We start from the raw sequence: 18,730 nt of genomic DNA, 5'->3' as shown, positions 1-18,730 counted from the left end.
GCTTGACACCGAGACGGCTCGCGATTACCTACGCAGGCTGGCCGGCGCGGAGGCCGACGCCTACTTCGGCGAACCCATCACGCGCGCGCTGTTGCTTGCCAACTCAGACAAGGTCAGCCGCGTCGAGCTGATGTCGGGTCTGATCAATGCGGTCGCCGGCCGGCTGTCCACACTAGCGGGTGGACAGGCTGCAATCATCGACGCACTGCTGTCACGGGTACACACAGTGCACTTGCGCTCCCCCGTGCTCTCGCTGACCGGCACCGCCGGCGGCGTCCATCTGAGTTATCGCGGTCCCGACGGCGAGACGAAGAGCGTCGAAGCCGACGCCTGCGTCGTCGCCACCCCGTTGCCGATAGCGGCCGCCATCTGCGAGCCGGCCAGAACACAGCTCGGCCCGCTCAACGAAAAGCTGCGCTTCACCCAGGCGATCAACGTCGCCATCGGAACGACACGACCGGCGAATACGCCGGCGTTCCTGGTCCAGCTGCCGGCCGCCGAGGACCGCGAGATCTGCATGATCATCATCGAAAACAACAAGGCGTCCGACCGCGCACCGACCGGCCACGGCCTAGTTTCGGTGTGCTGGGAGATGTCGGCAGCCGCGGCGTGGATGCACCGTTCCGATGACGAACTCATCGCGCGCTCGCTGCAAACAGTCCTGCGGTTGTTCCCCGAATTGCGGGGCACCGTCGATTTCACCTATGTGCGCCGCTGGCCAGTGGCATTGCCGCAGACGTCTGTTGGCGTCTATCAGCGCATCGCCGAGTTCACCTCGAGCATCGATCCGGCATCGCGCATCCAATTCGCCGGTGACTATCTGTCGCAGACCGGCCAGAACACGGCCGTCGCCTGGGGCAACCGCGCCGCGGCCAATTTGCATAGGCACCACGGTAATTGGCGCCACACGAAAGACGAGGAGTTCGCTCATGGCTGATGTGCAGTCGATGCTCAGCTCGGTGATCGGCGCGGGCAAGACCGCCGTTCACAAGATCGGAGCCGATGAGATCCGTCACTTCATCGTGAACCAGCCCAACGTCGACGGCGAAGTCGACGTGACGGTCATCGGTGATGCGGGTGAAGTCGGCGCGTCAAATGGCACAGTGCTGTTCGATGCCACCTTCGGCACCGGTCAAGGCCGCGTCACACACGAACTGGTGCTGCGCAATGCACCGGTCAGCGACAATCGATTGTTCTTTGAATACGACATGTCCCGACAGTTCCGGCTACAGCGGGCTCTGCACGGCAGCGACGTACCGGTGCCAGAGCCGCTGTGGCTCGACCCCGATGGCCGCTGGCTCGGCACATCCGGCTATGTCATGGCGAGGGTACGAGGAAGGGGGCAGCACCCCGCGGCCTTCATCCAGGGCCCGATTGCCGAGGCCTCGCCGGCCGACCGCGAGGAGATGCTTGGCCAGGTCATGGCGGCGCTGGTCGCCATCCACAACACCGATATCCAAGCGCGTGGTCTGCAGGACTTCGTGATGAATGCGCCCGGTGTCGCACCGCTGGAACGGCTGATCAACTGGTATTGGCGGACCTGGGATTGGGTGCGCCTACCGGTGTTCGAGCGTCTTGTACCGGCGCGCCGCTGGCTGCTCGATCACCTACCCGATGGCGAGCCGGAGCTGATGCATGGCGACTCCACGCTGCAGAACTACTTTTTCGACGGCACGCGGTTGAGCGCGGTCCTGGACTGGGAGATGTCGAGCCTCGGTCGCGCCGAGGCGGATCTGGCGCTGCAATGCCTCAGCAACCGGATATTCGCGGCCGCACCCGACAGCGGGCTGTTACAGCCGCCCAGCGAAGAGGAATGGCTGGCCATGTACCACGCCGCCGGCGGTCGTCAGCTGCGCGACTTCGATTACTTCAAGAAGTTCGCGGCCTACATGATCATCGTGGCGGTCAGTGCTCTGCAGCGCAATATGACCGAAGCCGAACGCGCGGCCCAAGCACCGCTGTTACAGCCATGTTGGCAGCTCGTCGAATCCTGAAGGGAGCCTTAAGTGTCCACTGAAACGCACGCGAAGGCGTTCTGGGAAGAAAAGAACGTATCGTTCAAGACCGCCGCACCCGAGGATGACCTACTGCATCGGCAGTTCAAGGACGTGAACCGATCGCCGACACTCACCGAAACACAATTCTTCGGTTTCAGCGTCCCAGAGGAGGACATCCACGCGCTCACGTATCTGTGGCACCACCCGAACCTGGGCGTTGTGTCCGGCGGTGCCTGGGTCTGGCAAGGCGTTAAACAACATGTGCTCCAATCCGAGCTGTTTAACTGGACCTCCTTCATGAGCGAGGATGTCCTCGGAAACGACTTATGGGACTACAAGTTCGACAACGGCTACCACGTGCAGACGATCGCACCCCTCAAGAAGCATCGGCTGCGCTATGCCGACGAAGCCCGGCAGAATGCATTCGACATTGAGGTCGACGCCTTGATGGAGCCCATGCTGCTGCAAACCGGCATGCACTTCGAGCAGGCGATGCACGCACGCGGCGAACTCACGTTGCGCGGCAAGACGTATGAGGTGGACTGCACGCATGTGCGCGATCGGTCGTGGGGGCAAAGCCGCAGCGAACAACACGCGCCGACGCCGCCGATTGACTGGATGACCGGTGTCTTCAACCAGAACTTCATGTTCGGCTGTACCGCATACGACCATCCAGATCTCGAACCCGATTGGAAAGGGCATCTGCAGATTCCGGGAGACGATCCGACAAAGGGTGGCTGGGTTTACCGTGCGGGCGAGTTGATTCCGGTCGTATCGACTCGCAAGCGCGTCAGTCACGACTATTCGACGCTGGTACCCACCACCGCCGAGATGTTGATGACGGACGCGAGCGGCCGCGACTACGAGATCCGCGGCGAAGTCGTTGCAGCCAACCGCATTCCCGTGTGGCCGAATATGGACACCTGGATCTGCCTCGCACGATGGGAGTGTGAAGGCCAGATTTGCTACGGCGACCTACAACAGGTGCAGTGGCACGACTACGTACGACAGTTCTTAGGACGGTAACGCGATGGTGTCCTCAATCCCCACCACCGACCACGCGCAGCCCACAACGGATGTGCTCGTCGAACATGACGACACCGTCGGCGTGATCACCATCAACCGGCCGGCGCGACTCAACGCGGTCACCCCCGCCGCGGGCGACACGCTGAGGTCGGCGTTCCTCGAGTTGGAAGCCGACAGCCGCATCCGTGCTGTTGTGCTCACCGGCGCCGGGCGGGGATTCTGTGCGGGCGCCGACATTTCCGGCGATGTGGGCGATGCCCGCCAGGTACTCCTGGATGCGTGGAACCCGTTGGTGATGACGATGCGCTCACTACAGCTACCCATCATCGCGGCGATCAACGGCGTGGCGGCCGGCGCCGGCGTCTCATTGGCGCTGGCGTGTGACCTACGGGTCGCGGCCTCGTCGGCACGATTCGAGTTGTCGTTCGCCAAGATTGGGCTGATGCCCGACGCGGGCCTGACGTGGCTACTTCCCCGCGTCGTCGGACTGGGACGCGCCAACGAACTAGCATTCCTGGGAGGGCGTCTATCGGCGGCCGAGGCGCGTGATTGGGGCCTGGTGAACCGCCTGTCCGAGGATGGTCAGGCGGTTACTGATGCGGTCGCAATGGCCCGGCGTTTCGCCGAACTGTCGGTGAGCGTGGCGGCGATCAAGCAAGCACATCATCGGGGCCTCGAAACCGACTTCGTCAGTCAGCTGAAGTACGAAGCGGACACCCAGGGCTGGCTTCAGCAGCAACCCGATTTCGCCGAAGCAACACAGGCGTTCGCCGCCAAGCGGCCACCCCGGCTGGCCGAACGTACGCCCCCGGCCAGGACGCCATGACATGACAAGCCGGGAATGGCGGACGCGGTCACCAAGAAGCTCGGCCAAAGCCGAGTTGTTCATGGTTATACCGAGGGCGAATGTCGGGCTCACCGGTTAACCTGCGCTACCGTTGAGAAATGCCCAGACGTAACGACCGTTCAGAACAGATCCTGCGCACAGCGATGCACCTGTTCCACGAGCGCGGCTTTGACGGCGTCGGTGTGGATCTCATCGGCGAAAAGGCGGGGGTGTCCGGGCCGGCGATCTATCGCTATTTCAGCGGTAAGGACGAGATCCTGATGACGCTTCTGGACGAGGCGATCGACCGGGTCCTGATGTCGACAGGCGGCCAGTTCGATGATCCACGGGAGGAGCTGGAGCACTTGGTGCGGGGCCACGTGCAGCGGGCCCTTGAAGAGCGTGAACTCATGAGCGTGTGGACCAGAGAACGCAATTCGATTCCCAAGGCGTACAGGTCAAGGTTGAGCGCCCGGATCAAGCGCTACATCGACCGGTGGGTGGATTGCCTCGATGCCTGTTACCCGAACCAATCGCGCGATGTGCTCAATGCGGCCGTGCACGCGACTCACGGACTGATCGACTCAACCTCCATGTGGCCGGAAAAGTCGCTGCGGACCGCCGGGCTCGCTGACATCCTGACCGGGATGGCCCTGCAAGGGTTGGAGTGGTTGGGCACCGATGCGTCCGGCACGGCGTCGGCACCGAAGAGCGTTCGGCACAAGAAGTCTCCGGTCGTTGGTTCCGAGGTCACGCCGCTACGCAGCCGCAAGCCGCGTATCGCCCGCTAGTCGGGCGTAGTGGGCTTTGACCCTGCGACGGAACGTCAGTTCGATCGTTTGAGTAAACGTACGTTAACAAATCTGCTAGATTTTAACGTAGCGTAATAGACGCCGTCGGGTGCCGCTATTCATCGCGGCGGCCCACGGGCGACCTGAAGGAGACGCCAATGGATCCCTTGACCAAATCCCGAATCCAAATGTTTGGCGTGTGGTGTGCAATCGCGTATCTGGTTGCCCTGTTCATCGGCTGGGGTGCGATAGCCGGGTTCTTACCGCCGACTGCCCCTTCGGCCAACGCCGCCCAGATCGCTGCGCTCTACCACAGCGACTACACGCGAATTCGCATCGGGATGCTGGTGGTGATGCTCGCCGCGTTGATCTTCATCCCGTTCGCGGCGGTGACATCGCAATTCATCGCACGCATCGAGGGGACCGCCGGCGTCTTGACCTACACCTTCCTACTGGGCGCGGCCGGCAACATGGTGCTGACCTTCTATCCGGCGGTCTGGTGGTTGACCGCGGCCTTTCGTCCTGACCGCCGCGCCGAGCTGATCCACCTGATGAACGACATGGCGTGGTTGCAGTTTCTCGGCGGCGTCACCATGTACCTCGCTATGCCGCTGTCGGTGATGGTCGCCTCGCTGTGCGACAAAAGTGCGGAGCCGGTGTTTCCGCGATGGTGTGGGTATACCAACGGCTGGTTGGCGTTGACGGTCTTACCCGATCAGCTGCTGTTCTTTTTCTACAAGGGCCCGTTCGCGTGGAACGGCCTGTTCGGCATCTGGGTCCCGGTCGTCGTCTTCAGCGGTTTTTTCATCGTCAACTTCGTGGTGATGCGTCAAGCGATTCACCGCGAGCGCCTTTCCATCATGACGCTTCCTACCTCGCCGGCCCCGGCGGCACACAGTGCCTGACATGACCACTCACCGCCGCTGACGAATCCGCAATGCGCTGGCCGCCACGTCGGTGGCGACCACAATCCTGCGTGGGGCAACGAACGCTCCGGCGGGGACTGTCGCTTGATCCACGGAAACTCGCTGGCATAGTTTTGATATTGATGGTATCAATAATCGAGTGGTTGCGTCATCGCGAAAGAAGAATCTCATGTCCGAGTCGCTTACGCAGAAGGTCAGGGTCGCCGGCCAGTTGGGCCGAATCGGCGCGCACATCATTGGCGAGCGTCTAAGGCGTCCGAAACCCACGACCCTCGCCGAAATCCCGCCGTCGGTGGACGCGCTGACAACCGAGTGGCTGACGGCCGCATTGTGCCACGGACATCCGGGAGCATGGGTCACCGCGGTGTCGACCGGCTCAGGAAGCGACGGGTCGACCAGCAGGCGAGTGCTGACCATCGAATACAACGACGTCGGCCGCCAAGCGGGACTTCCGACGTCGGTATTCACCAAGTCCACGCCCAAGTTCACCTCGCGAGCAATTACCGTTCCATCGGCAGCATTGACTTGCGAGGCACTGTTCTACGACCGCATCCGACCCACCCTCGACATCGAGGCCCCACGTGGCTATTACATGACGGTGGATAACAGATCCGGACGCTCGATGTTCCTGATGGAAGACGTGGCGAGCGCGAAGAACGCGACATTTGGCGACCCGACCAAACATTACATCGACCGGACCCGGGCCGAAGCGATCGTTAACACGTTGGCTACCGTCCACGGAACGCTATGGGAGAGCCCCCGCTTCGCCGGCGATCTGGCACTCGTCAAGGATGCTCACAGGTGGCAGATCGACGTCAACGAGACAATCGCTTTTCCGCGTCGCACGCTGATCGGCTTCGACCGCGCGGCGTCGGTCTTCCCCGTCGGGTTCCGTCGTCGCCGGGCCGAGGTCTTCCCGGCGCTGATGACCTCCCTGGCGAAGCACAACTCGGCACCCAACACACTGCTGCATTCCGATGTGCATTCCCGCAACTGGTATCTGACCCCCAACGGTGGGATGGGCCTGTACGACTGGCAACTCATCAGTCGCGGCATATGGGCCCTCGATGTCTCCTACGCGCTCAATTCCGCACTGACCGTGGCTGATCGGCGCAGTTGGGAGCGGGCGCTCATCGAGTTGTACGTCGACCGCCTGCATGCGGCGGGAGGACCCGCACTCTCATTCGAGGAGGCCTGGCTGGCATACCGTCAACAAGCCTTCCACGGCCTGGTGTTCTGGCTGTACACGATTGGCGCGGGCCGGCTTCAGCCGGCCATGCAACCCGACGAAGTATCGCTGGCCAACCTCGAGCGCATGACGACCATGATCGACGACTTGGATTCCTTTGGTGCCTTGCGGCAGTCGCCGACTACGTCGGGCCGGTTGCCCTCGATCCCCTAGCGCTCGAAAAGCGCTTTGGTGCTCAACGCAAGACACCCCAGCGAGGCCGACATGAACAGCCCCGCACTGAGCCCAGAGATCTTGCCGCGCCGGTGCGCGATACCGGCGGCCACGATGTCGCCGAGGTCGCACGCGGCGACGACCTTCAACATTTGAGACCTCGACCGCCGCTCGGTCACCAAAGGAGCGGCGGCGAGCGCGAAGTCACGCGTGCCACCGAGCCGCAGGAAGAGCGCCGCGCTGACGTCTTTGGAGACGTTCATCCCGAACAACCTGGCGGCGGTTATCGGCATAAGCCATCCACTCGCGCCGATCGCTGATCGCGCTCCCGCGAGAATCGTCGTCGTTGCCAGAGCCATTGCACCGGTTCCTTTCCCGGGTCGCACTCCCCTGGGCTGGTCTTGAGTCCGAACGAACGTTAACCAGAATCGCAGTATTGCACACGGCGCGTGCCCTTCTAGCCTCTAAGCTGACGCGATTATTAGAAACGTTCGTTCACCTTCGTGATAGATTCGCTCCGTACCCATATAGCGGCAAGGAACGCCCGTGGACGATCTCTCGATGTCTCCCGAAGAAACCGACGAGTTCTTGTCGGGACCGCATACCGGACAGCTGGCCACCAACGGCCCAACCATCAGACCGCTCTGGTATCAGTGGGAGCACAAGGCCTTCTGGATCATCAGCGGCCCGTGGGCGAAGCTCTACGAACGCGTACAGAAGGACCCTCGCGTCGCTTTCTGCGTCGACATCGGCGACTTCGACAACGGCATCGTCAAGCAGGTAATCGCCCACGGCCCAATGCAGATCCACGACTACGACGTCGAGCGTGCCCGCCGACTACTCTACCGCTATCTGGGTCCGGACGAGGAATCCTGGTCGGCCTCACCGGACGACTACCGAAGCTATCTGCGCGACGGCGGCCCTCCGGGTGCGGTGTTCCTGCGCTTGGAGCCGACGAAGCTGACCGCGCTGAACTTCAGTTACGCTCACACCCGAAAGGGGCAGTGAGAAAACACTATCCGACAGGGCTATCAGTGGACGGCGCCGAGCAACGCGCGCCCGCGCCCGCGGATGGTGTTCGGCGATCCGCGCAGCTCGGCATCGATTGTGCGGGCCGTGGTACGCCCGCTCCATCCGGTGAGTCCACCGACGGGGTGGGCGCCCGATCCGCTGTGCCACAGATTGCGCACCGGGGTCCGATAGCCCGCAAGGGATGGTGTCGGGCGCCACGGGCCAAGCTGGGCCAGCGTCATGTCGGCGTGATACAGGTTTCCCCGGCCCGCCATCGCGTTGTAGTCGTCCGGCGTGCGGACAAAGCTCCCGATGACCGCGTCCTTGATGCCGGGCGCGTGTTCGTCAAGGAACCCCAGCGCCCGCTGGCCGAATTCCTGTGCTTCGTCTGTCCATTCGCGTCCCTCGATCTGTACGGGCACGGTAGCCATGGCCAAGAAAAGGGTGTCACCTTTGCTGCCCTCCGGAACTTGAGCCCGATCCACCACCGACGGCAGGGCGGTCCACTGCGGATACGTGTCGGGGATCTGGCCCGCCGCCGCCTGCAGCTGCGCGCGCTTGATGTAGCCGAGCGTGGGGCCGAGGAAAAGCAGGCCACTCCAGAGCTCTTGGCGCCCGCCGACAAGATCAGGCCGGTGTGATAGCGCGGCGTCACTTTTGAAAACGCCGATGTTCCATCGCAAATTGCCCAGGGCCTTCAATTCTTGCTGGGTGCGGCGCGGCACATGCGCGCTGGGCACCAAGCCGCACATCAGTCGCTGCGGGTCGATCGCACCGACCACGTGGTGGGCCATGATGCGCTCGCCGCTGGCCAACTCGACGCCCTCGGCGGTGCCGTCGGAAGTGACGAGCACACCAGCCACCGGGGCGTCAACTCGAATTGTTCCGCCGTGTGCCTGCACGCACCGGGCCATCGAGGCGGCGAAGCTACCCGTTCCGCCCACCGGTCGCGACGACTTTTGATTGAAGTAGGTGCTGCACATCGCCAGGACGCCGCCCGAGCCGCCCTCTGACAACGGCAGCATCGACCACGAGGCCAGGTTGGCCATCAGGGCCTTGACCTCCTCCCGCTCGAACTCCTCCTCGATGAGCTGTTCGGGCGATGCCATGAGCATTCGCAACAACGGACGAAAAGAGCGACGGCCCTTGGCAAGATGAACGAACATCTGGCCGAGCGTCCGCAAGCTCGGCCGGGTGGGATGATCCTGCAAATAAGGCCGCACGGCCAGCCAGAGATCGGTGAACATCACATTCATCCGCTCGAACGCGGCAGCATCGCGCGAAGAAAATCGGCGGATCTCGGCGACCGAACGCGCGGGATCGCGCCACAGCGCAATCGACGCACCATCCGGGTTGAGGTAGGAACCCCACGGGTCCGCGATGGCGAAGCTCAGGCCGTGCCGCCGCAGATCAAGTTCGTCGATAACCGACTGATCACTGTTGGAGAAAACCATGTCCAACGCACCGGTGTTCATCTGGAAACCCGGCGCCTCTTTCACGGTCTCCTCTGTGGCGCTCAGCCCACCCAGTACCCCCTGGCCTTCCAGGACAACAACGCGGCGGCCCGCTTTCGCAAGGTAAGCAGCGCACGCCAAACCGTTGTGGCCGCCACCCACCACGATCACATCCGCGGTCACCATTTGGGCATCTCCCTCGACTCGACAAAGATAATGACACGTTACGTCGCAAAATTACCTTGGACTAGCCCGAAGCAGAACCCGCGCCCGACATCGGACGGAACTTGTGCGGCCGCAGCGGATGGCCTCAGAGGGAAAAGTGTTGCGCGAGCCGCGCGCGCCAGGCCTTGATCTCGCCGGCGAAGTCGTAGCCGTCGCGGAGCAGGGCCGACCTGAAGCACAGCCCGATCGCGTACGACACGAACACCTCTGCCTCGCGCGCGGGATCGAGGTCGCTTCTGACCGAGCCGTCCGCTCGGCCCCCGGCGAGGTGGTCGGCGAGTTCTGCCTCGTAGTCGGCGATAAGGCGATCGAACCAGCCGGCGAAGTTCTGCAAAGCGGCGGGTGTCTCGAAGGTGAGCACGATCATCGCCCGCATCGTTTCGGGTTCCCGCTCAACCGCGTCCAGCAGATCGTCGAGCTGACCCAGGACCCGATCGAGACCCGTACCACCCCGCTCACGCCGTATGGTGGGTAGCAATAGTTCGGCGAAGGTATCGAAAACCGACTGCAGCAGCGCCTCTTTGGAGCCGTAACGGTCACGGACCATGTTGCGGCTGAAGCCCGCGTTGATGCCGATCTCCACCGCGGTCGTGCGTTCGTAGCCTTGGCGGGCGAACAGCTGAATCGCAGAGGCGATGAGGGCGAGCGTCGACTCCTCGACGCGCTCCTGATTGGTCCGCGGTGGGCGTTTGATCGCACTGGGCACGTCATGAGTGTACGACGATTCTGTCAATGAACAGATAAATATCTGTTCATTGACAGATCAGTCTGTTACCGTCATCACATGCTCGATGAACGCCCGTTAACGGCCAAGAAGCCGGTGGGGGTGGACGCGGCGGGCCCGGATCCTGTCGCAGCTCAGCGGACATGGGCGAAGGTCTGGATCGTGCATGGCTTCCTGTGGCTTGCACTGATCGCTTACTGCTGGACCGTGTGGGTCGTCAGCGGCGACTTCACCCCCAACACGCTGGGCCGCGGTCAAGAGCCCACCTGGTACGTGATCCTGGTTCGCTGCGTCGAAGTGATCTTCGGAATTTTCATCACCGGCTGGATCCTGTGGCACTTCATTATTGGTCCGAAGCTGCGCACCGGCCGATTCAGCTTTGACGGCCTGTTCTTTCTCGCCGGCTGGTTGATGTTCTTCCAGGAGCCCTGGATCGATTGGACCACTTACCAATTCCAATACGCCACAACGTTCGTCAACTTCGGCAGCTGGCTGTCGCACATCCCTGGTTGGAGCTCAGGCAACGGGCAGTTGATTCCCGTGCCGATGGTGTACTTCACCGCCTACTTGTGGATGTGCGCGATGTCAGGCTATGCCGGATCCCGGTACATGACCCATCAGCGCAAAAAAGACCCGTCCCGCAGCATTTTTCGGCTCATCGTGCAGACCTATCTGGTGATGATCGTCGGCGACCTCATCGTCGAACTGATCATGACCAGGACGGGGCTGATCAGCTACTCGTCGACCATCCCCTGGCTGACGCTGTTCGCCGGCACCGATCACCAGTTCCCGCTCTACGAGCCGCTGAGCTGGCCGGGGACGTTCATCATCTTGAGCTGCCTGCACTTCTTCCGCGATGACCGTGGCCGGTCATGGCCCGAACGCGGCATCGACAAACTGAAGTTCAAGCGGGAAGGCACGAAGACCTTCGCGAGGTTCTGCGCGATCGCCGGCGCGGCACAGTTGGCGATCTTCATCGCCTTCAACATGCCGTACTGGTTCTACGCGTTGCACTCCGGTCCGATGCCCAAGGCGCACATCGAACGAGCTTGGCGCAACGGCGGGGTGTGCGGCCCCACGACCGCCTTCAATTGTCCCGATCCGAGGCTGCCGATCTCACGGCAATCAGCACCGGATCGGCCTCAACTCTTACCAGAGAGGCATCGATGACACAGCACAGCACCGCGGCGGTGATCGGGGGCGGCATCGCCGGGATGGCGGCCGCTTACGAGCTGATGAAAGCCGGTTTTCAGGTCACGGTGTTGGAGACCCGCGATCGGGTCGGCGGGCGGATCTGGACCGTGCGCAAGGGCGAGTTCGTGATGGATCTGGGTACCGCGGTGTATCTCGGCACCTACCGCGAGGCCGTCGCGATGATCCAGGAAGTCGGGTTATCCAACGAGTTCGTCGAAACCCCAGTAATTTTCGGGATGCCGCGGGAGGGCCAGCAGCACTACCTCGATCTGGCAAAGCCGATCCGAGCGAGCCTAAGTACCCAGGTGATTTCCTGGCCGGCCAAGATCAAAGCTCTCCGCTTGTTCGCGGACGTCTTCAAGCACCGGGCCAGCCTCGGCTATGACACCTATGACGGGCTCGCGGAGATCGACAACGAAACCGTCTACGACTACTGCCACCGGGTGCTCAACGACGAACTCGCCCGCTACATCGGTGCTCCCTTGGTCAGCGGCACCTGGGTGCACGAGGATCACGACACCTCGGTGGCCCTTCTGCACTGGACGGTGCGCAATATGCTGGTCAAGTCGGTGTTCAACCTGACCTCCGGCGTGGCCGGGCTCCCCGTCAAGTTGGCGACGCTCGTCGACACCAGGCTCGAGCACACGGTCAGCAACGTCACCGACAACGGTTCCGCCGTCGAAGTCAGCTACACGACCCCGTTGTCGGGCGAACAGACCCAAACCTTCGACACCGCCGTGATAGCGACGACGGCCCAACCCGCGCTGCAGATGTATCCGCAAATGGACGAAAACCACCGCGGCCTTTACGAATCCGCGCGGTACCACCGGTTGGGCAACGTATCGCTGGGGTTCTCGGCGCGACCGGACGATCCGGGCACCTTCTCGATGGTCTCCCCCTACGACGACCCCGACACCATCGCCGTGATCGCGGACCACAATAAGGCGCCGGGCAGGGCACCGGCGGGCAAGGGCCTCATCTCGGTGTTGCTGTCACCCGCCTATCTCAACCGAACCGACGACCGCAACGACGACTACCTGGTCGATCACGCGCTGGAGCGGGTCAAGTACTACTACGGCAAACTTCCCGGCGACCTGGAGGAGCATGCACTGTTCCGCTGGCCGGAGTCCGTTCCGGTGCTCGACAAGGGTCGGTTCAAGCGAATTGCCAACTTCCGCAAGAAGATCGACCCCACGTCGCGGGTGCAGTTCGCCAGCGATCTCGACCGCATCCCGGGCCTCAACGGAGGCCTCGTCAGCGGCAAGGAAGCCGCCGCCCGCGTCTCGGCTCTGTTCGCCCGCGGTCCGCGGTCCCGGCTCATCGGTACCACAGGGTCGTAAGCCGACATGACCAGCGCGACCCTCGCCTGGGACCAACCCCCCTGGGACATAACGACACCCGCGACCCCGCAAACGCTCATCACGGTCGTGCTTGCCGTTGCGGTGGCGGGCTTCGTCGTCGCGGCGTTGGTCAGCTGGTACCGCAGCAAGCGACCCACCTTTCTGTTGCTGCTGGCGGGCGGCTACGTCTGCTCGTTCAACGAGCCACTGATCGATTTCCTTTGCCACTGCTTCTTTCCCGCCGACGGCTGGGTGGGCCACACGGTGTTCCACCGATCGATCCCGGTCTGGGTGATCTTGGCTTATGTGGTCTTCTACGGCGGCCTTACCTACATGTTGTCGGCGGCCTTCCAGAGCGGGGTCACCCGTCGCACCCTGTGGATCAGCATCGGAATCTGGGGCGTCCTCAATTTGACCATGGAAATCCCACTGCTGCACTCACACCTGTATCTGTACTACGGCGATCAGCCGTTCATGGTGGGCGGTTTCCCCCTGAGCCAGCTGGTCTTCAACGCGTTCGGGTCGCTGCTGGGTGCGGTGGTCATCACTCGGCTCTCCTGGTTCTTCACCGGGGTGTGCCGGCTGCTGCTGCTTGTCGTCCCGTTCGTGACCTTCATGTCGTCGTGGGTCGTGGGCATGCCGCTCTTCCTGGTGCTCGGCACCGACGCAGCCCACGGCGTGCGCATGTTGGCTGCGGCCGTGAGCATGGCGCTCGGCCTCGCCGGGATTGACACGCTGATCCGGCTCGGCACCGGGCAATTCCGGCTCCTGCCGCCCGATTCGGCAACGCCGGATGCCTCAGACGTCCCTTGGCAGCCGACCGCTACCGCAGCGTCGTCGGCGCGTAGTTCAGCAAGATAGGAGTTCTGGCGGTGACAACCTCAATACTTGCGATCGACCAACCCCCCTGGGGCATGACCACCCCCGCAACAGCACAGACGGTCATTACCGCGGTCCTTGCCGTGGTGGTGGCGGGCTTCGTGGCCGCCGCCCTGGCCGATTGGAGACGCTCCGGGTCGCCGGCCTTCCTGCTGATGTTGGTCGGCGGTTACGTCTGCTCATTCAACGAAGCGACGGTCGACGTGCTCGGCCATTGCTTCTTTCCCGTCGATGGGGTGATCGCCTATAGCGCCTTCGGCAGACCCATTCCGGTGTGGGTGGTGCTGGCGTACGTCGTCTTCTTCGGTGGGCTGTCCTACGTGATGGCGTCGGCGTTCAAACGAGGCGCCAACCACAGGGCGATGTGGTACGGCATAGGCATTTTCGGCGTTCTCAACGTCTTGCTGGAGATCCCGATGTTGCGCGCCGGACTGTACGTCTACTACGGGAATCAACCCCTGACGATCGGTGGCTTCCCGGTCGGTTGGCTGGTGATCAACAGCTTGGGTTCATTGTTCGGCGCCGTGGTGTTCGTCCGGCTGCCGTGGTTTTTCACCGGCGCACGGCAACTATTGCTTGTGTTCGTGCCGTTCGCGACCTACATGGCGTCTTGGGTACTGGCGATGCCGTACTTCGCAATCACCAACACCGATATGCCCACCGGTGTGCGGATGGCGGCGGCGGTGCTGAGCATGGCGCTCGGGGTGATCGCGATCGACGGTCTCATCCGGATAGGAACCAGCCAGTGGCGCCTGCTGCCCCCGCAAGTCTCCGGTACGCCGGCCGAGGACCGGGCCCATGCCTATTCGCATTCTTAGAATTTTCGGAACGATCGTTACACCCCAGGTGTGGGGGGCCTGGCCGCTACCGCGGGAAATGCCGAGAAGGAATGTCTATCCCCTGAATCTTTTATTGCCCCACCCGACTGACCTAGGATCCCAAATATGGAAACGTTCGATTACATCGTAGTAGGCGCGGGCCACAACGGTCTCTGCGCGGCGGCGACCCTTGCCGAGCAAGGCCGCTCCGTGTGTGTCGTCGAGCGGTTGCCGATTCTGGGCGGTCTTTCGGCAAGCTACCCCTACCTGCAGGATGCGCCCGAGCACAAGCTGAGCATCGGGGCGATGGATGACCTTTTCATGGCGCAGACACCGCTCGCCCGCCAGATGCGACTGGCCGACTTCGGTTACGACACAGTCCCCCTCGCGCATCCCTACGGGTGGATGAACGAGGATGGCGACACACTGCTGCTGTGGGGAGACTTCGCCCGCACGCTGGACGACATCCGGTACTTCTCCCCGAAGGACGCCCGCACCTACGAGCAACTCCGGGGACCGATCGACTGGGTGATGGATCTCGTCGACATTCTCACGGTTCAGGACGCCTCGGCATGGGGCAAGCTTGATTTCGCCAAATACCTGCTGCGGCACCGCCCTGACCGGGCCACCCGCCGTTTCATCAGCAGCATGCTGTCACTCAACGTCTTCGAACTCATCTCGGAAACCTTTGAATCCGACGCCATGCGCGGCCTGTGGGCGTACTGGTCGTCAATGGTGGGCCCAGCGGACGCCATCGGCTCGGGCGCCTACTTCCTGGGTTTCGCCGGCGTGCACCGCCACCTCGGTGTCCAACGGCCCCGCGGCGGTATGACTAACCTGGTCGAGGCGTTCAAGGGCAAGCTGGAAAGCCACGGCGGTCTTGTGCGGCTGGGCAATGGCGTCAAGCAAATCCGTGTCGACGCCGGACGCGCCACCGGAGTCTTGCTTGATGACGGCACCGAGCTACGCGCCCGACGCGGGGTCGTCTCAAACGCCGCAGCGCAAGTCACCTTGGGCAAGCTGGTCCCGCAAGACCTGCTGAGCCGCGAAGACCGCAACAAGGTCTCACTCATCCCGGCGAATTCGATTAACGCCGCCGCGTTCAAGATCGATGTTGCGACGGCAGGCCGTGTCGGTTACCCGAAGGCCGAAGCGGCCCGAGCCAAGCGTGATGGCGAGGACATCCGTACTACCACCTTTATGACCGGAACCCTCGAAGACCACATTGAGCAGATGTACGCGATGAAGCGTGGGGTCAATGTGGACACCCCTCCGGTGTATATGGCGATCTTGTCGGCGCCGGATCGGTCGATCGCATCATCCGAAGGGGACGTTCTCTACCTGCACTCGAATGTGCCGGGCTATCCGAGCAATGGGTGGGGCGTCAACAAAGACGCTTACACCGAACAGATCTGGAAATCGAGCCTGCGCTTCCTCGGTGGCCTAGAGACCGAGATCGGGCGGGTCGTGTCGACCCCGCAGGATCTGGAGAACCGCTTCGCCGCGCCCGCTGGCGCGTACTTCCACGTCGACATGCTCGTGACCCGGTTGGGTAAGAATCGCCCGGCGCGCGGCCTCGGCGGTTACGACACCCCGATCAACGCGCTCTACCAGACTGGCGCCGGCACGCATCCGACCGGCGGGGTGGTCGGGTGGCCGGGACGGCTGGCCGCCCAGCATGCACTCCGTAACGAATAGACGTGACAAGGCAATTCGATGTGAATGAGGAGGACGGCCGATGCCTAACATGAACCTGACGGCCCAACGGCTCTGTGTGTGGTGCGGTCCGATCATGATCGGCATCTGGGCGTCGGCTTTCACATTTCTCTGCCGTTTCATCCCGCCACCGAGCCCCGCCAAATCGCGCGCTGCCCTCGTCGCTCAGTTCAGCGACCACACCAACCTGATCCGGCTCGGCCTGGTGATGAGCCTCTTCTCGTGTGCGTTGCTAGTGCCGTTTTGCGCGGTCATCGCCGCCCAGATGCGCCGGATGGAAGGCGTTCGGTCGGTACTCGCCGACTCGCAACTGGTCTCCGGCGGTCTGCTGTGCGTGGAATTCCTTGTGCCTTTCGCGATCTGGCAGACAGCGCTGTACCGGCTGCATGAATGGAGTCCCGAAATCGTCCAGATGCTCAATGACATGGCCTGGTTGATGTTCCTCGGGATCATCTCGTCGGCCTGCATCCAAGTTGCGTCGATCGGTGTCGCGATTCTGCTCGACAAGGGCGCCAAGCGGGTCTTTCCGCGCTGGGCCGGCTATTTCAACATCTGGGTCGCGATGATCTGGGTGCCCGCCGCGATCATCCCCTTCTTCAAAACAGGTCCCCTGGCGTGGAACGGGATATTCGCCTGGTGGGTACCGCTGTGCGTTTACTTCTGCTGGTTCGTCTTGATGGTCGTGCTGCTGCTTCGAGCCATCCGCGACGACGAACGCGCACAGGAGAAAGCCGACACCAATGACTGGCTCACCGGTAACAGGTCTGAACTGGCGAGCCCGAACCTGAGTTGAGCTAATCAGCCAATCCGCAAATGCAGCTCGCCGAAGTGGAGCGTCCCGCATGGCCACCCAACTGTGGGCTCCTGCGCGACCGAGTACGCGGGTATCCGCCGGTTCCATTCCTCGATGATGAGGCGCAGTTCCAGGCGAGCAAGGTGCGAACCGAGGCAGCGGTGTGGCCCACGCCCGAATGTGAAGTGATTGTCCCGTCTTTGGTGGATGACGTCGGCATCGGGGTAGCGTGCGGGGTCGCGGTTGGCGGTTCCCAGCCCAAGCCAGCACGTTGATCCCGCGGGGATCGTCACGCCTGCGACCGTGACCTCGGCGGTGGTCATCCGGGGAACATAAGGGACCGGCGGGTTGATTCGCAGGACCTCTTCGATGAAGTGTGTAACTGCTTCGTCGTCATCAATCACCGTGGCTCGCAACGCCGGATTGCGGGCCAGTTCGTATAGTGCGAATCCCGTTGCGGCGGTGACGGTATCCAGCCCAGCGATGAGGAACAAAAAGCACAGTCCGATGATTTCTTCCTCGGTGAGTGCGCCATCGCTTGAGTCGGAGAGCAATTGGCTCAGCAGGTCATCGCCGTAGCTACCGCGGCGGGCGGCAAGGTGCCCGTTCAGATAGCTCACCAGTTCGCTGCCTCGCGCCAGGGTTTCCGGAGAGGGTGTGGCGCCTTCGGCGGCGGAGAAGGCCAAAACTGCGTCCTTCCAGCCAATGAGAAGATCCCGGTCGCCGAGCGGCAGGCCGAAAAGCGTCAAAAAGACTTGGGACGGAAACGGAACCGCGAGCGCACTCATGACCTCGGGGCTATTGCCGCCCGCCGTGATCTGATCAATGAGCTTGCCAACTTGCTCGCGCAACTCCGGCGCGCGCTCGGCCATTCGGCGGGGACCGAAGAACTTGTCCAGAACCCGCCGGAAGCGGCTGTGTTCCGGCGGGTCGAAGGCGATCGGCACCATCGGAAATGGGCTTCCCACCAGATCGAACGCGCCCTGAGAGGAAAACAGGCCCGGATTTCTGGCCGCCTCCTCGACGACGTCGGCGCCGCTCAGGAAGTACACGCCAGCATCGGACACTGCAACTTTGCCGGGCGCCAGGAGCATGTGCCATGCGGCGTCGCGGTCGTGGGCAAAGGGCAAAGTTTCCAGCGCCGGCAGCGCGGGGCAGACGACCTCCATGATCGCTCCTCCGACTCTTAACAGTGTTAACCAAGGTTAATTGTTGATGCTAGTGCTGCTGTACTTGGATATCAGGCATGCATCCAATACATCAAAGTGTGACCTGCATCACATCAAGTTGTTGGCGATTGGCGATGGCAGATGTGCTGCCAACCGGCAGCGGCCCGGGTTGAGGAATCTTGCGTGAACAACGCGGTGACCCACACGTGCGACGGGATCCCGACGCAGTTGACCGAAACCACCGTTCACCGACGGGATTGCGCTGGTACCGTTGACAAACGGAATTTAGGGCCGTACTGTCTCAAAATGATCGCCTACGCGCAAAAGAATGGGCCGTTGGCGGGGCAGCAAGGCAGTTCACGGGCCGAAACCACCCGACACCGTGAGGAAAATGCGTAAATGAACGTTAACGCACCCTCGAAGATGGACGACGTGCGAC

General features: G+C 62.6%; 18 protein-coding genes. 14 read left to right on the top strand and 4 right to left on the bottom strand.

Annotated features, from left to right (window positions below; all coding sequences use genetic code 11):
• The 7 genes from WAN02_RS17460 to WAN02_RS17430 form a co-directional block, all read left to right on the top strand.
• A partial coding sequence (locus WAN02_RS17460) for a protoporphyrinogen/coproporphyrinogen oxidase (RefSeq protein ID WP_422265490.1) occupies positions 1-937 on the top strand: 937 nt, incomplete at its 5' end.
• Positions 930-1,994 (top strand): phosphotransferase family protein, encoded by a 1,065-nt coding sequence (locus WAN02_RS17455; RefSeq protein WP_422265489.1) that lies wholly within the window; start codon positions 930-932, stop codon positions 1,992-1,994. The genes WAN02_RS17460 and WAN02_RS17455, both read left to right, overlap by 8 nt.
• Before the next feature lie 12 nt (positions 1,995-2,006).
• Positions 2,007-3,023, top strand: coding sequence for a DUF7064 domain-containing protein (locus WAN02_RS17450; protein WP_422265488.1), 1,017 nt, complete (start codon positions 2,007-2,009; stop codon positions 3,021-3,023).
• Positions 3,024-3,027: 4 nt separating this feature from the next.
• Entirely contained in the window at positions 3,028-3,849 is an 822-nt protein-coding gene (locus tag WAN02_RS17445; protein WP_422265487.1) for an enoyl-CoA hydratase/isomerase family protein, read from the top strand.
• Between the two features lie 119 nt (positions 3,850-3,968).
• On the top strand, positions 3,969-4,640 hold the full coding sequence (locus tag WAN02_RS17440; protein WP_422265486.1) for a TetR/AcrR family transcriptional regulator: 672 nt from the start codon (positions 3,969-3,971) through the stop codon (positions 4,638-4,640).
• A 158-nt stretch (positions 4,641-4,798) separates the two neighbouring features.
• On the top strand, positions 4,799-5,545 hold the full coding sequence (locus tag WAN02_RS17435) for a hypothetical protein (protein ID WP_422265485.1): 747 nt from the start codon (positions 4,799-4,801) through the stop codon (positions 5,543-5,545).
• A gap of 190 nt (positions 5,546-5,735) precedes the next feature.
• Positions 5,736-6,968, top strand: a complete 1,233-nt coding sequence (locus WAN02_RS17430; RefSeq protein WP_422265483.1) for a phosphotransferase — start codon at positions 5,736-5,738, stop codon at positions 6,966-6,968.
• On the opposite strand, the gene WAN02_RS17425 is transcribed toward WAN02_RS17430, so the two are convergent.
• Complete coding sequence (locus tag WAN02_RS17425) at positions 6,965-7,327, bottom strand: hypothetical protein (RefSeq protein WP_422265482.1); 363 nt, start codon at positions 7,325-7,327, stop codon at positions 6,965-6,967. The genes WAN02_RS17430 and WAN02_RS17425 overlap by 4 nt on opposite strands.
• A 187-nt stretch (positions 7,328-7,514) precedes the next feature.
• On the opposite strand from WAN02_RS17425, the gene WAN02_RS17420 reads away from it, so the two are divergent.
• Positions 7,515-7,976, top strand: a complete 462-nt coding sequence (locus WAN02_RS17420) for a pyridoxamine 5'-phosphate oxidase family protein (RefSeq protein ID WP_422265481.1) — start codon at positions 7,515-7,517, stop codon at positions 7,974-7,976.
• Between the two features lie 23 nt (positions 7,977-7,999).
• Here WAN02_RS17420 and WAN02_RS17415 read toward each other — a convergent pair whose 3' ends face one another.
• Both WAN02_RS17415 and WAN02_RS17410 read right to left on the bottom strand, forming a co-directional pair.
• On the bottom strand, positions 8,000-9,619 hold the full coding sequence (locus WAN02_RS17415; protein WP_422265480.1) for a phytoene desaturase family protein: 1,620 nt from the start codon (positions 9,617-9,619) through the stop codon (positions 8,000-8,002).
• Between the two features lie 124 nt (positions 9,620-9,743).
• Positions 9,744-10,364: a TetR/AcrR family transcriptional regulator gene (locus WAN02_RS17410; RefSeq protein WP_422265479.1), complete on the bottom strand. Its 621-nt coding sequence runs from the start codon at positions 10,362-10,364 to the stop codon at positions 9,744-9,746.
• A 78-nt stretch (positions 10,365-10,442) separates the two neighbouring features.
• Here WAN02_RS17410 and WAN02_RS17405 point away from each other — a divergent pair, with 78 nt between their 5' ends.
• The 6 genes from WAN02_RS17405 (at position 10,443) to WAN02_RS17380 (ending at position 17,122) form a co-directional block, all read left to right on the top strand.
• Positions 10,443-11,552, top strand: a complete 1,110-nt coding sequence (locus WAN02_RS17405; protein ID WP_422265478.1) for a spirocyclase AveC family protein — start codon at positions 10,443-10,445, stop codon at positions 11,550-11,552.
• Positions 11,549-12,916 carry a protoporphyrinogen/coproporphyrinogen oxidase gene (locus WAN02_RS17400; RefSeq protein WP_422265477.1) on the top strand — a complete coding sequence of 456 codons (1,368 nt, stop codon included), beginning with the start codon at positions 11,549-11,551 and terminating at the stop codon, positions 12,914-12,916. The genes WAN02_RS17405 and WAN02_RS17400 overlap by 4 nt, the downstream gene beginning before the upstream one ends.
• A gap of 6 nt (positions 12,917-12,922) precedes the next feature.
• Positions 12,923-13,777: a hypothetical protein gene (locus WAN02_RS17395; RefSeq protein WP_422265476.1), complete on the top strand. Its 855-nt coding sequence runs from the start codon at positions 12,923-12,925 to the stop codon at positions 13,775-13,777.
• Between the two features lie 11 nt (positions 13,778-13,788).
• On the top strand, positions 13,789-14,613 hold the full coding sequence (locus WAN02_RS17390; RefSeq protein WP_422265475.1) for a hypothetical protein: 825 nt from the start codon (positions 13,789-13,791) through the stop codon (positions 14,611-14,613).
• Positions 14,614-14,739: 126 nt separating this feature from the next.
• Positions 14,740-16,311 carry a phytoene desaturase family protein gene (locus tag WAN02_RS17385; RefSeq protein ID WP_422265474.1) on the top strand — a complete coding sequence of 524 codons (1,572 nt, stop codon included), beginning with the start codon at positions 14,740-14,742 and terminating at the stop codon, positions 16,309-16,311.
• Between the two features lie 40 nt (positions 16,312-16,351).
• Positions 16,352-17,122, top strand: a complete 771-nt coding sequence (locus WAN02_RS17380) for a hypothetical protein (RefSeq protein ID WP_422265473.1) — start codon at positions 16,352-16,354, stop codon at positions 17,120-17,122.
• Positions 17,123-17,127: 5 nt separating this feature from the next.
• Here WAN02_RS17380 and WAN02_RS17375 read toward each other — a convergent pair whose 3' ends face one another.
• The gene (locus tag WAN02_RS17375; RefSeq protein ID WP_422265472.1) at positions 17,128-18,291 is read right to left on the bottom strand and encodes a cytochrome P450; all 1,164 of its coding nucleotides are present in this window, start codon (positions 18,289-18,291) and stop codon (positions 17,128-17,130) included.
• Positions 18,292-18,730 lie beyond the last annotated feature (439 nt).

The sequence above is a fragment of the Mycobacterium sp. genome (genome assembly GCF_049281135.1).
In the GTDB taxonomy this organism is placed as follows: domain Bacteria; phylum Actinomycetota; class Actinomycetes; order Mycobacteriales; family Mycobacteriaceae; genus Mycobacterium.
The sequence above is the reverse complement of the archived record's forward strand: the minus strand, read 5'-3'. Positions and strand labels throughout refer to the sequence as shown.

Excerpts from the sequence above, each read along its gene's own strand:
- WAN02_RS17455 (WP_422265489.1), top strand. The coding sequence starts at position 930 with ATGGCTGATGTGCAGTCGATGCTCAGCTCGGTGATCGGCGCGGGCAAG.
- WAN02_RS17445 (WP_422265487.1), top strand. The coding sequence starts at position 3,028 with ATGGTGTCCTCAATCCCCACCACCGACCACGCGCAGCCCACAACGGAT.
- WAN02_RS17440 (WP_422265486.1), top strand. The coding sequence starts at position 3,969 with ATGCCCAGACGTAACGACCGTTCAGAACAGATCCTGCGCACAGCGATG.
- WAN02_RS17435 (WP_422265485.1), top strand. The coding sequence starts at position 4,799 with ATGGATCCCTTGACCAAATCCCGAATCCAAATGTTTGGCGTGTGGTGT.
- WAN02_RS17430 (WP_422265483.1), top strand. The coding sequence starts at position 5,736 with ATGTCCGAGTCGCTTACGCAGAAGGTCAGGGTCGCCGGCCAGTTGGGC.
- WAN02_RS17425 (WP_422265482.1), bottom strand. The coding sequence starts at position 7,327 with ATGGCTCTGGCAACGACGACGATTCTCGCGGGAGCGCGATCAGCGATC.
- WAN02_RS17415 (WP_422265480.1), bottom strand. The coding sequence starts at position 9,619 with ATGGTGACCGCGGATGTGATCGTGGTGGGTGGCGGCCACAACGGTTTG.
- WAN02_RS17405 (WP_422265478.1), top strand. The coding sequence starts at position 10,443 with ATGCTCGATGAACGCCCGTTAACGGCCAAGAAGCCGGTGGGGGTGGAC.
- WAN02_RS17400 (WP_422265477.1), top strand. The coding sequence starts at position 11,549 with ATGACACAGCACAGCACCGCGGCGGTGATCGGGGGCGGCATCGCCGGG.
- WAN02_RS17395 (WP_422265476.1), top strand. The coding sequence starts at position 12,923 with ATGACCAGCGCGACCCTCGCCTGGGACCAACCCCCCTGGGACATAACG.
- WAN02_RS17385 (WP_422265474.1), top strand. The coding sequence starts at position 14,740 with ATGGAAACGTTCGATTACATCGTAGTAGGCGCGGGCCACAACGGTCTC.
- WAN02_RS17380 (WP_422265473.1), top strand. The coding sequence starts at position 16,352 with ATGCCTAACATGAACCTGACGGCCCAACGGCTCTGTGTGTGGTGCGGT.
- WAN02_RS17375 (WP_422265472.1), bottom strand. The coding sequence starts at position 18,291 with ATGGAGGTCGTCTGCCCCGCGCTGCCGGCGCTGGAAACTTTGCCCTTT.